Origin of the sequence: Nocardiopsis sp. FR4 (assembly GCF_009830945.1) — a bacterium.
Classification (GTDB): domain Bacteria; phylum Actinomycetota; class Actinomycetes; order Streptosporangiales; family Streptosporangiaceae; genus Nocardiopsis.
On the sequence record NZ_VWVV01000043.1, the window covers coordinates 18,333 to 34,665 of the forward strand.

General features: G+C 71.6%; 14 protein-coding genes and 1 pseudogene. 8 read left to right on the forward strand and 7 right to left on the reverse strand.

Going from position 1 to position 16,333, the window contains the following annotated elements:
* Positions 1-265: 265 nt before the first annotated feature.
* Entirely contained in the window at positions 266-565 is a 300-nt protein-coding gene (locus FYW95_RS26300) for a hypothetical protein (protein WP_160050965.1), read from the forward strand.
* A gap of 200 nt (positions 566-765) precedes the next feature.
* On the opposite strand, the gene FYW95_RS26305 is transcribed toward FYW95_RS26300, so the two are convergent.
* Positions 766-1,638: a LysR family transcriptional regulator gene (locus tag FYW95_RS26305; protein ID WP_159945020.1), complete on the reverse strand. Its 873-nt coding sequence runs from the start codon at positions 1,636-1,638 to the stop codon at positions 766-768.
* Between the two features lie 82 nt (positions 1,639-1,720).
* Between FYW95_RS26305 and FYW95_RS26310 the strand changes: the two genes are divergently transcribed.
* From FYW95_RS26310 to FYW95_RS26330, 5 genes are all read left to right on the forward strand, one after another.
* Positions 1,721-2,446, forward strand: coding sequence for an SDR family oxidoreductase (locus FYW95_RS26310; protein WP_159945021.1), 726 nt, complete (start codon positions 1,721-1,723; stop codon positions 2,444-2,446).
* Positions 2,447-2,867: 421 nt separating this feature from the next.
* Positions 2,868-3,704 (forward strand): CPBP family intramembrane glutamic endopeptidase, encoded by an 837-nt coding sequence (locus FYW95_RS26315; protein WP_159945022.1) that lies wholly within the window; start codon positions 2,868-2,870, stop codon positions 3,702-3,704.
* Complete coding sequence (locus tag FYW95_RS26320) at positions 3,701-4,864, forward strand: sensor histidine kinase (protein WP_159945023.1); 1,164 nt, start codon at positions 3,701-3,703, stop codon at positions 4,862-4,864. Before FYW95_RS26315 ends, FYW95_RS26320 begins: the two co-directional genes overlap by 4 nt.
* On the forward strand, positions 4,861-5,520 hold the full coding sequence (locus FYW95_RS26325) for a response regulator (RefSeq protein WP_159945024.1): 660 nt from the start codon (positions 4,861-4,863) through the stop codon (positions 5,518-5,520). The genes FYW95_RS26320 and FYW95_RS26325 overlap by 4 nt, the downstream gene beginning before the upstream one ends.
* 507 nt (positions 5,521-6,027) lie before the next feature.
* A complete protein-coding gene (locus FYW95_RS26330) occupies positions 6,028-7,566 on the forward strand; it encodes an alkaline phosphatase D family protein (RefSeq protein ID WP_160050966.1) in 1,539 nt (512 codons plus the stop codon).
* Positions 7,567-7,929: 363 nt separating this feature from the next.
* Here FYW95_RS26330 and FYW95_RS26335 read toward each other — a convergent pair whose 3' ends face one another.
* The 5 genes and pseudogenes from FYW95_RS26335 to FYW95_RS26355 all read right to left on the reverse strand — a co-directional run.
* Entirely contained in the window at positions 7,930-8,394 is a 465-nt protein-coding gene (locus FYW95_RS26335) for a hypothetical protein (protein ID WP_159945026.1), read from the reverse strand.
* Positions 8,395-8,853: 459 nt separating this feature from the next.
* Positions 8,854-9,447 carry a hypothetical protein gene (locus tag FYW95_RS26340; protein ID WP_159945027.1) on the reverse strand — a complete coding sequence of 198 codons (594 nt, stop codon included), beginning with the start codon at positions 9,445-9,447 and terminating at the stop codon, positions 8,854-8,856.
* A gap of 4 nt (positions 9,448-9,451) precedes the next feature.
* Positions 9,452-10,021, reverse strand: a complete 570-nt coding sequence (locus FYW95_RS26345; RefSeq protein ID WP_236568059.1) for a nucleoside kinase — start codon at positions 10,019-10,021, stop codon at positions 9,452-9,454.
* 158 nt (positions 10,022-10,179) lie between these two features.
* Positions 10,180-11,706, reverse strand: coding sequence for an APC family permease (locus FYW95_RS26350; RefSeq protein WP_159945028.1), 1,527 nt, complete (start codon positions 11,704-11,706; stop codon positions 10,180-10,182).
* 221 nt (positions 11,707-11,927) lie between these two features.
* Positions 11,928-12,210: pseudogene (locus tag FYW95_RS26355) on the reverse strand (FAD-dependent oxidoreductase); the annotation flags it as partial.
* 217 nt (positions 12,211-12,427) lie between these two features.
* On the opposite strand from FYW95_RS26355, the gene FYW95_RS26360 reads away from it, so the two are divergent.
* The gene (locus FYW95_RS26360) at positions 12,428-13,093 is read left to right on the forward strand and encodes a TetR/AcrR family transcriptional regulator (protein ID WP_159945029.1); all 666 of its coding nucleotides are present in this window, start codon (positions 12,428-12,430) and stop codon (positions 13,091-13,093) included.
* Positions 13,094-13,249: 156 nt separating this feature from the next.
* Here FYW95_RS26360 and FYW95_RS26365 read toward each other — a convergent pair whose 3' ends face one another.
* Positions 13,250-15,040 carry a calcineurin-like phosphoesterase C-terminal domain-containing protein gene (locus FYW95_RS26365; RefSeq protein ID WP_236568068.1) on the reverse strand — a complete coding sequence of 597 codons (1,791 nt, stop codon included), beginning with the start codon at positions 15,038-15,040 and terminating at the stop codon, positions 13,250-13,252.
* A 1,168-nt stretch (positions 15,041-16,208) separates the two neighbouring features.
* On the opposite strand from FYW95_RS26365, the gene FYW95_RS29030 reads away from it, so the two are divergent.
* The coding region (locus FYW95_RS29030) for a twin-arginine translocation signal domain-containing protein (protein ID WP_160050903.1) at positions 16,209-16,333 on the forward strand (125 nt) is incomplete at its 3' end.

Consider the following 16,333-nt stretch of genomic DNA (forward strand, 5'->3'; position numbering starts at 1 on the left):
GGTGCCCCCGACGGGACCGGCCGGCCGACGCCGGCACCCGGCGATCGGCCGGCTGGCACCCGCAGAGCCCGGGAGGAGACCACCGGGCACCGCGGCCTGAGGACCCGAGGACACGCCTCCAACCCGGTACATGCCAACACGGCGGGGCACGGGTTCGGGGGCGCGGGAGAGCGTCGCGATCTCGCGCATCCGGTGGGGCCGAACGGCAACCGGGGGGTGCGCGGGGGCGTCCCACGTGGAAACCCCCTGTGTTGAGGAGAGACGCATGTCCCCTGTCCAGATCATCCGCACGGTGGCCGCCGCCCTGATCGCCGGCGGCGGGGCCCTCGGGCTGGTCCCCGGCGGGCCGTGCGGGGCGGGGTGGTGGTCCCCGTTCGGCGGCGACGAGTACTACGCATGGTTTGCCTTGGGGGAGCCGCCGCCCAGCATGGCGGCCGGTATGTGCGGAACGGCCATGGCGCCGGTGGGGTCCTGGGCGATCGCCCTGATCGTGATCGGAGCGGCCCTGGTGGCGGGGGTGTGGATCACCACCTCCTACCGGCCCGAGGACAAGCCGAAGGGGTAGGCGCCCCCACCGCGTGACGGAAGGCGGCACCCGGCTTACGGGGCCTCACGAGGTGCCGTCGGACGCCGCCGGGGCCCGGGTGTGCTCCGCAGCACGAGGTCCGGTTCGGGCGGGCGGGCACCTCGCGGAGCATTGCGCCGTTCCGTGACCCGGAGCCCCGGCCGGACGGGGTCCCCGGGGAACCCGGTGAAGCGGTGGGATCACGGTGCGGGCCGTGCGGTGTCGTAAAGCGCGGATGCCGTGCGGACGAGCGCCGCGACCGCCGGGGAGCGGCTACTCGGCGGCCAGGCGATCACCGTGGTGACGTCCGGTGCGTCGACGACGGGCACCGCTACGTGTTCGGGCCACTGCCAGGCGCGGCTGGAGGCGGGAATGACAAGCAGCGTCTTGCCGAGCGCCACGAGCTGGGCGAGCTGTGATTGGGTGCGTACCTCCGGTCCCGGCCCGTCCGGATACGACCCGTCGAGCCGCGGCCACCTGGCGATCGGCAGGTCCGGGACGTTCTGCACCTCCGCCAGCGTGAGCTCATCGCGTGAGGCGAGCGGGTGCCCTGCCGGAAGGAGCGCGACCTGGCCTTCGACGTAGAGGGCCTCGGTGTCGAACCCGGCGAGGTCGTCGAACGGGTGATGCATGAGTGCCACGTCAGCGCGCCCGCTGCGGAGCAGCCCTGCCTGCTCGCCGACCTCGCACAGGATGACGTCGATCGGCGCGGCACCGGGTTCGGCCGCGACCGCGTCGAGAAGCCGTCGCAGCAGCTGGTGGGAGGCTCCGGCCTTCGTCGCGAGCGCCAGCGGCCGTTGCGGGTCCGCGGCGCGCCGCGTCCGGCGAACGGCGGCCCCGACCGCGTCGAGGGCCGTTCTGGCCTCTCGGAGCAGCACCGTGCCGGCATGGGTGAGCGCCACGCCGCGTCGGTTCCGGTCGAGGAGCCTGGCACCGAGCCGGTGCTCCAACTGGCGGATCGCGCGCGAGAGCGGTGGCTGGGCGATCCCGAGCCGCTCGGCGGCGCGCCCGAAGTTGAGTTCCTCCGCGACGGCGACGAAGTACCGCAGCTCTCGGGTCTCGAGATGGTCCACTCTGGCAGCCTAACGGCTCATACCGGACGGGTATCACAGCGGATCGGATCGGTGTTGGACCCCGAACGCGCGGCCTCCGAGTATGAACCACGTGAACGACACGAAGGTAGCGCTGGTCACCGGCGCCAACAAGGGAATCGGTTTCGCCATCGCCCGGGGACTCGGGGCCGTCGGCTTCAGGGTCGGGGTGGGGGCACGTGACGACGCGCGGCGCGAGGAAGCCGTGGAGCGCCTGCGGGCCGCGGGCGTCGACGCGTTCGGGGTCGCCCTCGACGTCACCTCCGACGACAGCGCCGCCGCGGCGGCGGCAACCGTCGAAAGGACGGCGGGGCGCCTGGACGCGCTCGTCAACAACGCGGGTATCGCCGGCCGGACCGATGGCGGCAGACAGGACCCGACGACACTCGACCTCGACGTCGTGCGGACCGTCCTCGACACCAACGTCTTCGGGGTCGTCCGGGTCACCAACGCGATGCTCCCGCTGCTCCGCCGCTCGGACGCGCCGAGGATCGTCAACATGTCGAGCAACATGGGCTCGCTGACGATGCGGACAGGACCGGTACTGGCCGCGTACGCGCCGTCGAAGACCATGCTCAACGGCATCACGGCCCAGTACGCCCGCCGGTTCTCCGACACGAGCATCATCGTCAACGCCGCCTGCCCCGGCTATGTGGCCACGGACTTCACCGGCTTCAACGCCCCGCGGACGCCCGAGCAGGGCGCCGCGATCGCGATCCGGCTCGCCACCCTGCCGGATGACGGACCGCGCGGCGGGTTCTTCGACGACGGGGGTGTCGTCCCCTGGTGACACCGGGCGGAAGGGGCGGCGGCCGTTTCATGCCGGGTGTGATGGAAGTTCTGGCATACTGACGGTCCGGTACGCCGAGTCCCGGGGGTGTCCGGGTTCGACACGCTGGAGCCGGGCGGTACCGCCACGGGCATGCCCGCGGCCTCCGGGGTCGGAAAGGCCGCCCGCGGAGAGCGCCGGGGCGGTCGTGCGGTCGGCGGCCCTCAGGGGGCGTGCGGGCGACCCGGCGCCCGCGCCACCACCCGCCCGTACGCGGCCACCGGGGACGGGACGGTCGGCGCCGGTTCGTCTCCCCGCCCCGTGTCCCCCGGGAGAGCTACGGGAAGGTGTCCACTCCATGGTGACGACCTCGCCCCGCCCCGGTCAGTAGCGTTCCCACCAGTCGCGGCACCCCGGCCGTACCGATTCGATGAGGAACCCCATGAGACTTCTCTGGCAGCTCCTGGCCGTCGCCGCGGTCGCCCTCCTCGGTGGACAAGCGCTCTTCGCGGTTCAGGACGACCCCTGGCTCTCCCTGGTCCTGGGCCTCCTGGTCGCCGTGGCCTCGGTCTTCGTCTACCGGTGGGTGGTGCGCCGTACCGAGAGGCGCGATGTGACCGAACTGGCCTGGACGGGAGCCACCGCCGCCACCAGTGGGGGCGCCCTCCTCGGTGTCGGCCTGTTCGCCCTGGTCATCGCCAACATCGCCTTCCTCGGCGGCTACCAGGTCCACGGGCTGGGCTCCCCGATGAGCGCCCTGGGCCTGGTCGGTTTCATGGGCGCCGTCGCGGTGACCGAGGAGCTGATGTGGCGCGGTGTGCTGTTCCGCGTCATCGAGGAGCGCACCGGCACCTGGATCTCCCTCGGACTGACCGGACTGGCCTTCGGCCTGGTGCACATGGTCAATCCGCACGCCACCCTGTGGGGCGCCGTCGCCATCGCCATCGAGGCCGGCGGCATGCTCACCGCCGCCTACGTCGCCACCCGCAGCCTGTGGTTGCCCATCGGCCTGCACCTCGGCTGGAACATCGCCGGATCCGCCCTCTTCGGCACCGAGGTCTCGGGCAACGACACACCCCCGGGGCTGCTGGACGCCACCATGTCCGGCCACACCCTGGTCACCGGCGGCGGGTTCGGCCCCGAGGGCAGCGTGTACTCCGTGGTGTCCTGCGTCATCGCCACCGTGGTGTTCATGTGGATCGCACGCCGCCGCGGCCGGATCGTCCCCGTCCGCCGACGTGTCGCGCGGCCCGCCCCCACCGCTACACTTCCCCGGTGACCTCGCTTCAGCGGTTTTCCCGCCTGTGGCGGCGACTCGACGTCACCCTCCGCGACCTGCCCCTGGCCCTGCTGCTCCTCTCCGCCTCCCTCATCCCGTCGGCGCACGGATACGGGACCGAGTTCGGCGGCGTGGCGGACCGCCCCTTCGACGCTTTGGGGCTGCTCGCGGCCGCCCTGCAGTGCCTGCCCCTGGCCGGGCGCCGACGGTGGCCAGCTCTGTCCCTGGCCCTGGTGGCCTGCGGCTTCGCCCTCGACCAGATGAGCGGCTACCACCTGGTCGCGGGCACCGCGATGCCCATCGCGCTGTTGAGCGCGGGCGCGCACCTGTCCTCGTACCGGCGCACCACCATGGTGGTGGGCTCGGCGGCCTACGCGGCACTGGCGGTCGCGGTGTCCCGGGTCGGCACGGGCGAGACCCTGCCCGCGTACCTGTTCTTCTACGCGGCGCTGGCCTTCTCCTGGGGGGCCGGGGCGTGGCTGCGGTCCACCCGCGCAGCCGAGGCCGAGCGCCGCCGCCTCGTCGCCGAGGCCACCCGCACCGCCGAACGCACCCGCATCGCCCGCGAGCTGCACGACGTCGTGACCCATCACGTGACCGCGATGGTCGTGCAGGCCGAGGCGGCCCGCTACCTGACGGCCGCGCCCGGGCGGCTGGACGAGGCCCTGAACGCGATCACCGACACAGGCCGACGGGCCATCACCGACATGCGCCACCTGCTCGATGTCCTCAACCCCGGCCACTCCGCCTCCGTCCCCGGGGCCGACGAGGGGCTGCTGTCCGTGGTGGAGCGCACCCGCAGGGCCGGTCAGCCGGTGGAGTTCACCGAAGAGGGCACCCCGGCCGCCTCGCACGGCAGCGCCGACCTCGTCGCGCACCGCGTCGTGCAGGAGTCCCTGACCAACGCCCTCAAGTACGCGCACGGCAGCCCCACCACCGTCCGCGTGCGCCACCGCCCCGAGGAGATCACCGTGAACGTCACCACCGACCGCTCCGGGGCTTCGGGCGTCCCGCCCGGGGGCGGCGGGCGCGGCCTGGTCGGCCTGCGCGAACGCGTCGAGGTCCTGGGCGGTGAGTTCTCCGCGGGTCCGCGCGAGGGCGGGGGCTTCACCGTGGACGCGCGCATCCCCGCCCGAGCCCCGGCGGGCGGCCGGGCATGAGCGTGCCGATCCGGGTCCTGGTCTGCGACGACCAGGTGCTGATCCGCACCGGGCTGGTCACCATCATCGACGCCCAACCCGACCTTGAGATCGTCGGCGAGTGCGGGGACGGCGGGGCCGCGGTCGAGCTCGCCGAGCGGCTGCGCCCCGACGTCGTGGTGATGGACGTGCGCATGCCCGTGCTCGACGGCATCGAGGCCACGCGGCACCTGGCCGGAGCCGGGGTGGAACACCCCGTCAAGGTCCTCGTGGTCACGACGTTCAATCTCGACGAGTACGTCTACGAGGCACTGCGCGCGGGCGCCAGCGGGTTCCTGCTCAAGGACGCGCCCCCAGCCCGGCTTCTGCACGGGATCCGGACCGTGGCCACCGGCGCGGCGCTGTTGGACCCCGACGTCACCCGCCAACTGGTCGGCAGGTTCGCCTCCCGGATCCGGCCCTCCCAGGCCGATCCGGTCGATATGCCGCTGACCCCGCGCGAACTGCAGGTCCTGCGCCTGATCGCCGACGGGCTGTCCAACAGTGAGATCGCCGCGGCCCTGTTCATCAGCCAGGAGACGGTGAAGACGTTCGTCTCACGGATCCTGACCAAGCTCGGCCTGCGCGACCGGGTCCAAGCGGTGGTCCACGCCTACCGGCATGGACTGGTCACCTGAGCTGACCCCGGGCGGAATCCCCGCGGCCGCCGCCGATGAGCGTGCGGCCGCGGGCGCCGGGTCTCCGCGCCCCACGAGCCGTCGTGGACAGCCGACCGGGTTCGCGCCGGGGCGTCTCCTTGCCCCGCCGTGTCCGGGGCCCGAGGTGCTCCACGGGTGCTCCCCGGTGCGGGGCGCCGTCCGCCCGCCTCCCGGGTACTCCGACGTTCCGTGGCTCCGGGGGCACCGTGCCGGGGCGCTCCGCCAGGGGTGCGGCCACGACCCTGTAACGCCTGGCCCGCCCCCGACACCCCCCGCTCCCGGGGGCCGCCCTGGCGTGTTGACCGCCCCACAGCGCGAAGCGGGAACCTCCGGGGGAGAACGCCCATCGAGTCGCGGGAAGCACGACCGCGTCTCCCCGAACGACCGCCGCTCGTATTTATCCGGGTGTCGGCTCTCGTTCAAACAGGGGACGGAAGTTCCGGATAGAAACCGTGGGTGACCAATCCCCCTCGACGAGGAGCCTTCATGGCACGCACCGACCTCTCACGTCGATCCGCCCTCCGCCTGGGCGCCGCGGGCACCGCGAGCGCCCTCCTGGCCGGGGGCGGGGCCGCTCCCGCCCTGGCCCAGGGCCGGAACCGCCCGGTCCTGACGCACGGCATCCAGCTCGGCGACCCCCGCGTCGACGGAGCTGTGGTCTGGACGCGGGCCGACCGCCCCGCACGGATGGTCGTCGAGGTCGCCACCCGGCCCGACTTCCGCGACGCACGCACCGTCCGCGGGCCGCAGCTCACCCCGGCCAGCGACGGCACGGGGCGGGTCCGCATCACCGGGCTCGACGCAGGCCAGGAGGTGTACTTGCGGGTGCACGCCGAAAGCGGACGGCACACCAGTGAAGTCCTCGAAGGCAGCTTCCGTACCGCCGGAGGCGCCGACGACGACACGATCCGCTTCCTGTTCTCCGGAGACGTCGCAGGCCAGGGATGGGGCATCAATCCCGACATCGGCGGCATGCCGATCTTCGCCGCCATGGCCGACCGCGACCCGGACTTCTTCCTCCACCTGGGCGACAGCGTCTACGCCGACGGCCCGGTCGAGGAGAGCGTCATACTGCCCGACGGGCGCACGTGGCGCAACGTGGTCACCGAGGAGAAGGCGGCGGTCGCGCAGACGCTGGCCGAGTTCCGCGGCCAGTACGCCTACAACCTGCTCGACGACTCGTTGCGCGGCTTCGCCGCCCGGGTTCCGCAGATCGTGCAGTGGGACGACCACGAGGTCGTCAACAACTGGTACCCGGGCGAGATCCTCAACGACGACCGCTACACCGAGACCGACGTCGACCTCCTGGCCCGGCGGGCCCACCGGGCCTTCCACGAGTGGATGCCCATCGTCCCGGCCGAGGCGGTGGACGGCAAGATCTACCGCAAGCTGTCCTACGGCCCCGACCTGGACGTCTTCGTCATCGACATGCGGCCCTACCGGGACGCCAACTCGGCGGGAACCGCCGCTTTCGAGCGCGTCCTCGGCGACGCTCAGGCACGCTGGCTGGTCGACGGGGTCTCCGCGTCCACCGCGACCTGGAAGGTGATCGCCTCCGACATGCCGCTCGGCCTGATCGTGCGCGACGGCGACGGCATCGAGGCGGTGGCCAACGGCCTGCCCGGCGAACCGCGCGGGCGCGAGGCCGAACTCGACGAGGTGCTGCACGGCCTGCACCGCCGGGGCGCGCGGAACGTGGTGTGGGTGACGGCCGATGTCCACTACACCGCCGCGCACCACTACTCCCCCGAGCGCGCGAGCAGCCGCGAGTTCACCCCGTTCTGGGAGTTCGTCTCCGGGCCGCTGCACGCCGGTGCGTTCGGGCCGAACGCACTCGACCCCACCTTCGGGCCCGAAGTGGTGTTCCAGAACGCTCCGCCTGCGGCGAACACCTCGCCGCTCGACGGCTACCAACACTTCGGCGAAATCGAGATCGACCGGAGGAGCAAGGAGCTCACCGTCTTCCTGCGTGACGCCAACGGGGACTCGCTCTGGACGCGGACCCTCACCCCCGAAGGCCGCTGACCCGGAGGAAGCCGACGCTGACCTGGGGATCGCGTCGCCCGGCGCGGTCCCCGCACCTCGGGCTCGGCGGCCTTGCGGGCCCGGCCGGACGGCCACCAGCCCGGACGGGGTCGGGAGCCGGGTCAGGACCGGCCGGTGCGCGCACCACGGCAGCCCGGTCGGCCTCCTGGTGCTTCGACGCGGTCGAGGCCGCCACGCCTCCCGCGACGTGGACCTGGTCCGCCCGGGCAGACCGAACCGGAACAGTGCCGGGTACCGGATCGACGCGGTTCCGACCGCGTCGGTGGCGGGGAACGCGCTGACGCCGGCACCGTTCCGGTGTCAGCCTACGGAAACCGTGGTCCAGTTGACCAGCTGCTCGTCCTAGCCGCAGTTTCCGTATTCAGATCGGCCGCCGGTGGCCAGCGTGCCGCTCGTGCCGTAGATGATTCCAGCGTAGGCAACGCACCTCCCACCTGCGCCGTACGCACGCGCCGCATAATGCGCATAGTTTCCGTCGTCGTAGTAGTACTCATTGCCAGAGCCGCTCAAGTAAAGGTAAGCAGCGGTCCGCGTGCTGACTCCGTGCGTTGCGCCGCTCTTAATGGTGACCACGCAGTTCTGCTGGTAAGTGTTGCTCCACAGCAGGTATGCGGTTCCGTATCGTGTTCCCCCGTTGGTGGTGACTGCGGCGGAGTGCAGCGTGCTGTAACTCCCGCTCGTCCAGCCGCAACCAGCTCCGGCGCGGACTGCTTCGTCGAGGGTGTGAGCGGACGCGGGCGCCGCTGCCAGGAACAGCATGGAAGCGGAAAGGCCGAGGGCGGAGAGGGCCTTCTTGATGAAACGCAAGAGGGAATCCTTTATTGGGGATTGGTTCGGTCAATCTTTGATGATCACGCATGGGAATGCAAGTTTGCGCCCGGTTTCGGTCGCTTCGAACACAGATAGATGCCGCACCCATTCTTTTCAGGCCGACCCGGCCGGATGAAAGGGGTGGATCGCGTGTTCGCACGGCTCCGTTCGCCCCCGCCGTGAGGCCGTCGTCAACCTCCGCGACGACACCGGCTCTCGCGGGGTCCCCTACGGCGAGGCCGGCGGTCTCGTGGAGCTCCGCCGCACCGGACGCCTCAGCCCCGGCCGCGGCCCCGTCCCGTGTGGCGGAGCGGTCCTCCTCGCACGCGATCGCATCCGGTTCCGGCAGGTGGTCCGGCCGGAAGCCCGGGCCAGTTCCCGCACACCGGTCCCCGACGCCCTCCGCCGTGCCCGCAGCCGGTCCGGGGCCTTCCCGCCAACGCTGCGCCGGCGCGGCTATGCCGCCATCACCGTTCCCACCAGTACGCCGACCAGCGTGATCAGGACCAGGACGCCGGTGATCGCGAACCCGAGCAGGTAGGGGTGCCGTTCGACCCACGATGTGAGGCCCGGGCGGAACGCGTGGAGCTGCTTGGGGGTGACGGGGCCGTCCGGGCCGCTGCACGGCAGTCCGAGCGCGTCCACGAACCTGTCCAGGTCCTCGGTCCCGTAGTTGGTGCCGTGCAGCCTGACGAGCACACCACCGTGGGCGTCGAGGACGAACAGGGTGTCGCAGGAATGCCCCTGCGGCTGGACGACGGTCGCGCGAATCGTCCACACGGCCCGCGCACGCGGCCGGCGCCGTTGGAAGAACGCCCCCCTGAGGACGATCTCGTACGCGGTCAGGATGATCCTGGCGCGGTAGAGGTGCGCGATCGCCAGGGAGAGCAGCACGGCCCATCCGGCGGCCGCGGCCAGGGCCGCCCCCAGCCCGGCGAAGAACCAGATGTCGGCGGTCACGAGCACGGCGCCCGCCATCCCGAAGGCCAGTCGCGTCCAGCCCGCCCGGAGGCCGGGGCGCAGTACGAGGTCATGCTGAACGTGGTGCACGTACTCACCGTCCTTCCCGCTCCTCGGACGGTCCCGGGCCAGCCGCGGTTCCGGCCCTTCGGACGAGTCCGCGCCGCGGGGAGGGTCTTTGCCCCCCGGTTCGGCGGATGGTCTCGTCGACAACGCGTGCGAGCGGCGCGGTGGCGTCGATGGCGGTACCGTCCTTCGGAATGTTCTCTTTCGTCCGGTGCAGGCGCACGACGAGGTCCCGTTCCGACTGCCTCCCGCCCCACCCGTCGTCCGGCCGCTCGTCGAGTCGCCGATGCGGTGTCGCGAGGTCGACCGCGAGGACGAAGACTCCGTCGAAGAGGTCCACGAACTGTGGGAAGTTCCTGCAACCGCCGCAGAAGAACGTCACCGGGTGGTCCTGGTCGGCGACCGGGGACCTCACCTTGCCGACATGCCAGACGTGGTGCTCGTGTCCGATGTCGTGCGTGGGTTCGCCGGTTTCCGGATCGCCCTGGTGGGCCGGTTCACGGTCGCCGTTGACGGCGTGGTGGCCGCGCCGCCGCGGTTCTCCGGAGACCGGGGTCTTGCCGGCGCCGGAAACGCCTTCGGCCAGATAGTTCCTCACACCCGTGGCCGGAGCGTACGGGAACGGGTGGGACGGGATGCGGGTCAGTACGACGAGGCCTCCCGCTTCCGGGCATGGGCCGCGAGGGCCGGGGCGTCACCGCCCGCAGCGAAGACCCCCCGGGCGGGCACGGCCAGGTGCGCCGCGCCCGGGGGACGTCAGCCGGGGTACTCCGTGGTCTCGAACCTGCGCCGGAAGAAAGCGGGGTTCCGGAGGTACTGGGCGAGCATGGTGACGCCTCCGAGGGCGAAGATGGCGACCCCCAGGACGAACACCAGCCCGACGCCGCCGATCTGCGATCCGGAGCCGTAGGCGGGGTCCATGGAGTCCCACACCGTCTGGCAGAAGAAGACGAGTAGCAGGATCCCGCCGAGGAGGGGTGCCACCAGCTTGGTCACCAGGCCGCTCACCGAGGCGGTCGCCTCGCGCCGGAAGTACCAGACGCAGGCGAGGGCGGTCACTCCGTAGTAGAAGCAGACCATCATGCCCAGCGTGGTGATCGTGTCCCACAGGACGTTCTCGGAGAGCACCCGCATCACCGCGTAGAAGACGGAGGAGATGGCCACCGCGACGGCCGTGGCGTAGCCGGGTGTGCGGTACACCGGGCTGACCCTGGAGAACCTGGGCGGAAGCGCCCCGTAGTGCCCCATCGCGAGCATCGTCCGCGCCGGCGAGATCATCGTGGACTGCAGCGAGGCGGCGGAGGAGGAGAGCACCGCCAGGGACATGAGGACGGCGAGGGGGCCCATGACCGGTCCGGCCAGCGCGGCGAAGACGTTCTCCTGGATGTCCGGGTTGCCCAGCCCGAACTCACCGGCGGACACACCCGCGAAGGACAGCGTCGCCAGGGTCACGAGGGTGTAGAGCGTCACGATCACGAGGATGGTGAGGATGGCCGCCTTGCCCGGCGTCGTCGTCGTGCCGCGGCTCTCCTCGTTCATCGTCACGACCACGTCCCAGCCCCAGTAGACGAAGACGGAGAGGGAGACGCCGGCGGCGAAGGCGGAGAAGGACCCGACGCCGAACGGGTTGAACCACTCCGGCCGCACGGTCAGGGCGTCGAACGACGTCCCGGCGGCGACCTGGGAGAACGCGGCTACCGAGAACCACACCAGTACGAGGACCTGGAACGAGACCAGGATGTACTGGAACGTCTTCGTGGCCTCCAGCCCCCGGTAGGAGATCCAGGCCGCGGCGGCCATGAAGGCCAGGCAGGTCAGGATGTTGACCGGCACGTTGCGTGTGAGGTCGGCTATCCGCTCCTGGCCGCTCAGCTGCGCGATCGCCAGGTAGAGGAAGTCGACGGCGATCCCGGCGAGGTTGGAGAGCACCAGGATGGTCGCCGCCAGCAGGCACCAGCTGCCCATCCAGCCGACCCACGGGCCGAAGGCCCTGGAGACCCAGGTGAAGGTGGTGCCCGAGTCCGGCATCGCCCTGTTGAGCTGGCGGTAGCCGATCGCCACCAGCAGCATCGGGACGAACCCGACCAGCAGGATCGCCGGCAGGTGCTCACCAACCGCGGAGGCCGTCGGGCCCAGGGTCCCCGAGAGGGTGTAGGCCGGGGCGATGGTGGAGACGCCGATGACCAGCCCTCCCAGGAGTCCGACCGCCCCCTTGCTGAGGCCCTTCCCGTGGGTTCGGGCGTCGGTGCCCGTCTCGGCGGGCCGTCCGATCGTGTCCGTCATGGTTTCTTCCTGTCGTCGCTGGGTTCGTTCCCGGTGCCGGGGGTCGGCGCCGCGGGAGCCAGTGAGCCGGGGGAGGCGTGCTCACCGGGGGGCGGGGCCGTGCGCCCCGGGCACTCGTCACCCGACCGGTGACCCGGCGCCGAGGATGTCCTCGGCCGCGCGGCGCCCCTGGCGGAAGGCGCCGTCGACGTGCTGGTGGCCCCCCGCGGCCGGGTCCGGGCAGGCCCGGTGGCGCGGGAAGGTGCTCACGCCCGGTTCGTCGAGGAGGCCGAGCAGCTCGGTCTGGTCGGGCGGGACCCGCTGTCCCCCGACCTCCAGGAAGGCACCCCCGATCTTCCGGGACCAGGTGCGGCCGCCCGCACGGCCCCGGGCCTCCAGGACCGCGACGGACCGGTCCGCGGTCTGGAGCGTGCGCGCGGCCATCGGTCCGGCCGGGCCGGCGCCCACGACCACGGCGTCGCGGTCGAGCGTCTCGGCACCGCCGATGACGTGTGTGCCACTCATGGGTGTGCTCCTCGGAACATTAAAATGAACTCGGTTCATTAATGGGTACGGTGCCCCCCGCTGTCAAGGAGCTGAGCCGACCTCGATGGCCGTTGGCGGGAGCCCGACCGGCGGGACGCCGGACCCGCGACCACCCCGCTCCGGCGCGGCTGCGCCGCTTCTACACTTGGGGCGGACCGCGTCGATGCCCCACCGAGGCAGCAGAGGGAAGGCGTCATTGAGCCAGCAACCGCGCAGCGCACGGGGCAGGGGCAGACCGTCCTCGCCGATCCTGAGCCTTGAACGCGTCGCCCAGGACGCGATCCGCATCGTGACCGACCAGGGCTACCAGCACCTGACCATGGCGTCGCTGGCGCGCGAGCTCGGGGTCTCCGCCTCAGCGCTCTACAACCACGTCTCCTCCAAGCGCGACGTGCTGGTGCTGATCCAGGACCGCATCAACGAGCAGATCGACTGCTCCGCCTTCGCCACGAAGCCCTGGGACCAGGCGTTGCGGGACTGGGCGCGCTCCTACCGGCTCTGCTACGTGCGGCACACCGCGCTCATACCGCTCATGGCGGTCCTCTCCGTGGCGGACTCCCCCCAGACGCTGCGGATGTACGAACGGGTGGCCTGCGGCCTGCGCGACGCCGGGATCGTCGGCGCGGACGCCGTGGACGTCATCGTCGGGATCGAGGCGCTCGTCTTCGGGGCCGCCTACGACGCGTCCGCCCCGACCGACCTCTTCGACCCCGGCGACTGCGAGGACCTGGCCCCGACCTTCACCCGGTTCGCGGCCCAGCGGTCGCAGGACCCCCGGGAGGCCGCGGACCGGTCCTTCGAACTCGCGCTCGACGCGCTGGTCACCGGTCTGCGCGAGAGGTTCGCCGACACCGCCCGCTGAGGGGCACCGCCCCGGTCGGTGCGCTCGGCGGCGCGGGCGGCGCACAGCGCCTCCGGGGCCGTGCGGACCGCGCCCCGGCTGGCCTCGAACATCTCGATGAGATCCGTCTCCGAGGGCCGCCGCCGGGCGGCGGCCCTCAGCGCGGAGGGGTCCGGTTCACCGCCGGCCCACGACCTCGAACTCGAGGACGTCGGTGAACTCCCGGCCGTAGGAGTCGGTCGCGGTCACCTCGGCGGTGTGCTCACCGGTGCGGAGGTTCCTGGGCAGGTCGAACCGCCACAGGTGCATCGTCCGGTCGGCGAGGCTGCCGCCGTGCACCAGCTGCTGCGACACCGCGTAGGGGTCGGAGTACTCCACACCGACGTTGGCGGCCTCGCCCTCCATCCGCTGGGTGCGCGTGGCCTTCCGGGCCGGCCCGCCGTCGATGCTGACCCTGACCGTCGACCCGGTGGAGCCGAAGAAGAAGTTGGTCGTCAGCCAGCTGCCGCCGATCAGGTCCGCGCGGTCGACCACCAGGGGCTCGTCAAGCTCGGGGGCCTCGCCGACGGGGTCGTTGTTCCAGGCGCGGCGCTCCTCGAACCACTCCCGGTAGGTCGGGCTGTTGATGGCCAGCTGCGTCTGCGCCCCGTCGGGCTCTCCGGTGACGGTGTAGCGCTCCCGGAACCCGTTGCCCCGGATGTCCAGGGTGACCACGCCGGGGCGGCCGCCGTCGCGGCCGATCGCCGCGGGGTAGCCCTCCTCGCCGACCGCGCCGGAGTACCAGTCACCCGAGATCGCGCCCGCGGTGATGTGGGGGAACGGCAGGCCCTCGACACCGAAGATCTCGCGCCAGCCCTCGACGCCGTCGCCCGTCTTGAGGTTCTCGATGCTGTGGCTGTGGCCGGACACCGCCACGGCCCTGCGGCCCCGCAGCAGCTCGTGTACGCGTCGGACCTGGTCGACCTGGTGCACCGGGGAGGTCGCGTCAGCATAGTTGAGGAGGCTGATGTGACTGGCGAGGACGATGAGCTTGTCGCGGTCGACGAGGTCCAGGTCGCGTTCGAGCCAGGCGAGCTGGTCGTCGTCGATGCGGCCGTTGTACGCCGGCCTGTTCCGCGGGTCGGCGCAGCGCCCCTCGATGCCCGCCGGGCTGTCGTCGCCCGCGGTGCACGGGTAGTCGACGGTGTTCAGCGCGATGACGTGCACGTCGCCGACGTCGAAGGAGTAGTACTCCGGGGCCAGCTGGGCCCGGAAGGTGTCGAAGGAGTGCTCGGAGGTCGGGGCGTCGAAGTCGAGGTCGTGGTTGCCCGGCAGGAAGCGGACCGGACCGTTGATCACGCTGACCAGGTCCTTGACGTCGGGGTAGAGCGACAGGTCGTCGCCGACGACGTCACCGACGAACAGCGCGCCGCAGCCCGCGTAGTCGTGGCGCTCGGCCAGATCCCGGATGGCACCGGCGCGCGCGTACTCGATCTCCTGCCTGTCGTAGGTCTGCAGGTCCCCGGCGATGACGCAGCCCTGTTCGGCGTCGGCGGTCTCCTCGCTCTCCGCGACCGGGAAGTTGACCGCGGACGGCAGCGGACCCGTGGGCGCGATCCCGCCGTAGCGCAGGTCGGGGGAGCCCTCGGGCAGGTGATTGTAGTGGAACTGCGGGATGTTGTGCTCGTCCAGCGGCACCTGGTGGCCCGACGGCTGCGTGATCGACACGGTCATGTTGTCGAAGGCGGGCAGGCGGTAGCGGCCCTCGTGGTCGGTCTCCACCACCTCGCGGCCGTTGGTGACCACGACGCCGGGCAGTCCCGCCTCGTCGCCGTCGCTGACGCCGTCCCGGTCGGCGTCGACGAAGACCTGGCCGGTCAGCACCGAGCCGTCGGCGACGGGGGTGCGGACGACCTCGATCCCGCCGCGGTAGACGGTGTCCTCCCGGGTACCGGGCGCCGCCACGGCCGCAGTGGTGACCACGGTCATGGAACCGGCGACGGCCGCGGCCAGGGAAGCCGTCAGCGCGGTTCGGAGGTGGCGGCGCACGCGTGTGGCGCGCCGCGTTCGTTCGTCTCGTGAATACGTCGTTGGCATGTGGTTGCCTCCGATACGTGGGGGAGCGAAACCAGCCGGGGTGCCGGCGGAAAGCAACCTTTCTCGACATGACTGAACGGGGAGCCGTTCGCCGACCAACGTCCGGCCACCGGCCGGCGACGAATGGCGGGGGCCATCCGGTGCCCTCGTCGCGGTTTCCGACCTCGCTCTCGGGCGAAACCCGGAACGACCAGCGGAGAAACTCCGGGAACGGCCTTCGCTTTCGACCGTATACACACGCCGTCCGGGGAACGTGGAGCAACTCCGCGCGCGCTGGGAAAACCTCGGGTTCACCGAACCCGAGCAGGCATTATGTCGGATATATCACAAATCACTTTTATGTGGTGATTTGATGATTTTCCCGGGTGAAGGCGCCCCCACCCGGGGAATCGCACGGCTCCCCGGGCCCGCGGACGGCCCGCCCCGTCGACACGGCTTTCGGAGGGGCGGGGGGACGGGACGCCCGCCGGCTCTACCGCCCCCCGCGGAACACGCACGCGAATGCGGGTGAACGAATCCGGAGCCCTCTTTCGACGGTTCCGCCCGTTCTTCTCCGCCGACCCGGGGGGAGCGCCGCGGAAAGGAGATACTTCACGGTGCCGACAACCCGGAGAAAAGGCCTGGACGATCCCTCCCGGGCGCATCCGTGCGTTCACCGCGGTCAGCACCCTGCCGCCGCCACCGCCGCGCCAACCGCGATATCACGGGGATCGCGGGACCTTTGTCCCGATCGGGAGATCGGTCCGGAACCGGCGCGCGGAGCGCATGCCCGCGCGGTCGCCTCCAGGCCACTGGCGGTCTACGCCGGCGTGCGCTCCCGCGCCCCGGCACCGCGGTCACCAGGACCGCCCCCGGCGTCCTCCGCGGACCCCGGCAGGGGCGGCGCGGCCCCTGCCCGCGAGTAGAACTTAGGCAATCTGACTTTTTGCCACTAGACACGAGACTTGTCCCTTCCAAGTCGTGAATGTCCCTGGGAATCCCCCTGAGTCACCGCGTGTCGGCTGCTTCCCCCTGCCCTCCCCCGGCCTCTGCGGTGGTTCCCCGACCCAGGAGAGTGGTCATGCCATTCGATCCGGCTCCGAGCCGTAGGTCGTTCCTCCAACGCGCCGCGATCGTGGGTGTCGGTGCGGGCGCCGCGAGCCTCATGAGCCCGTTCGCGGCGCCCCAGGCACACGCCGCGGACCT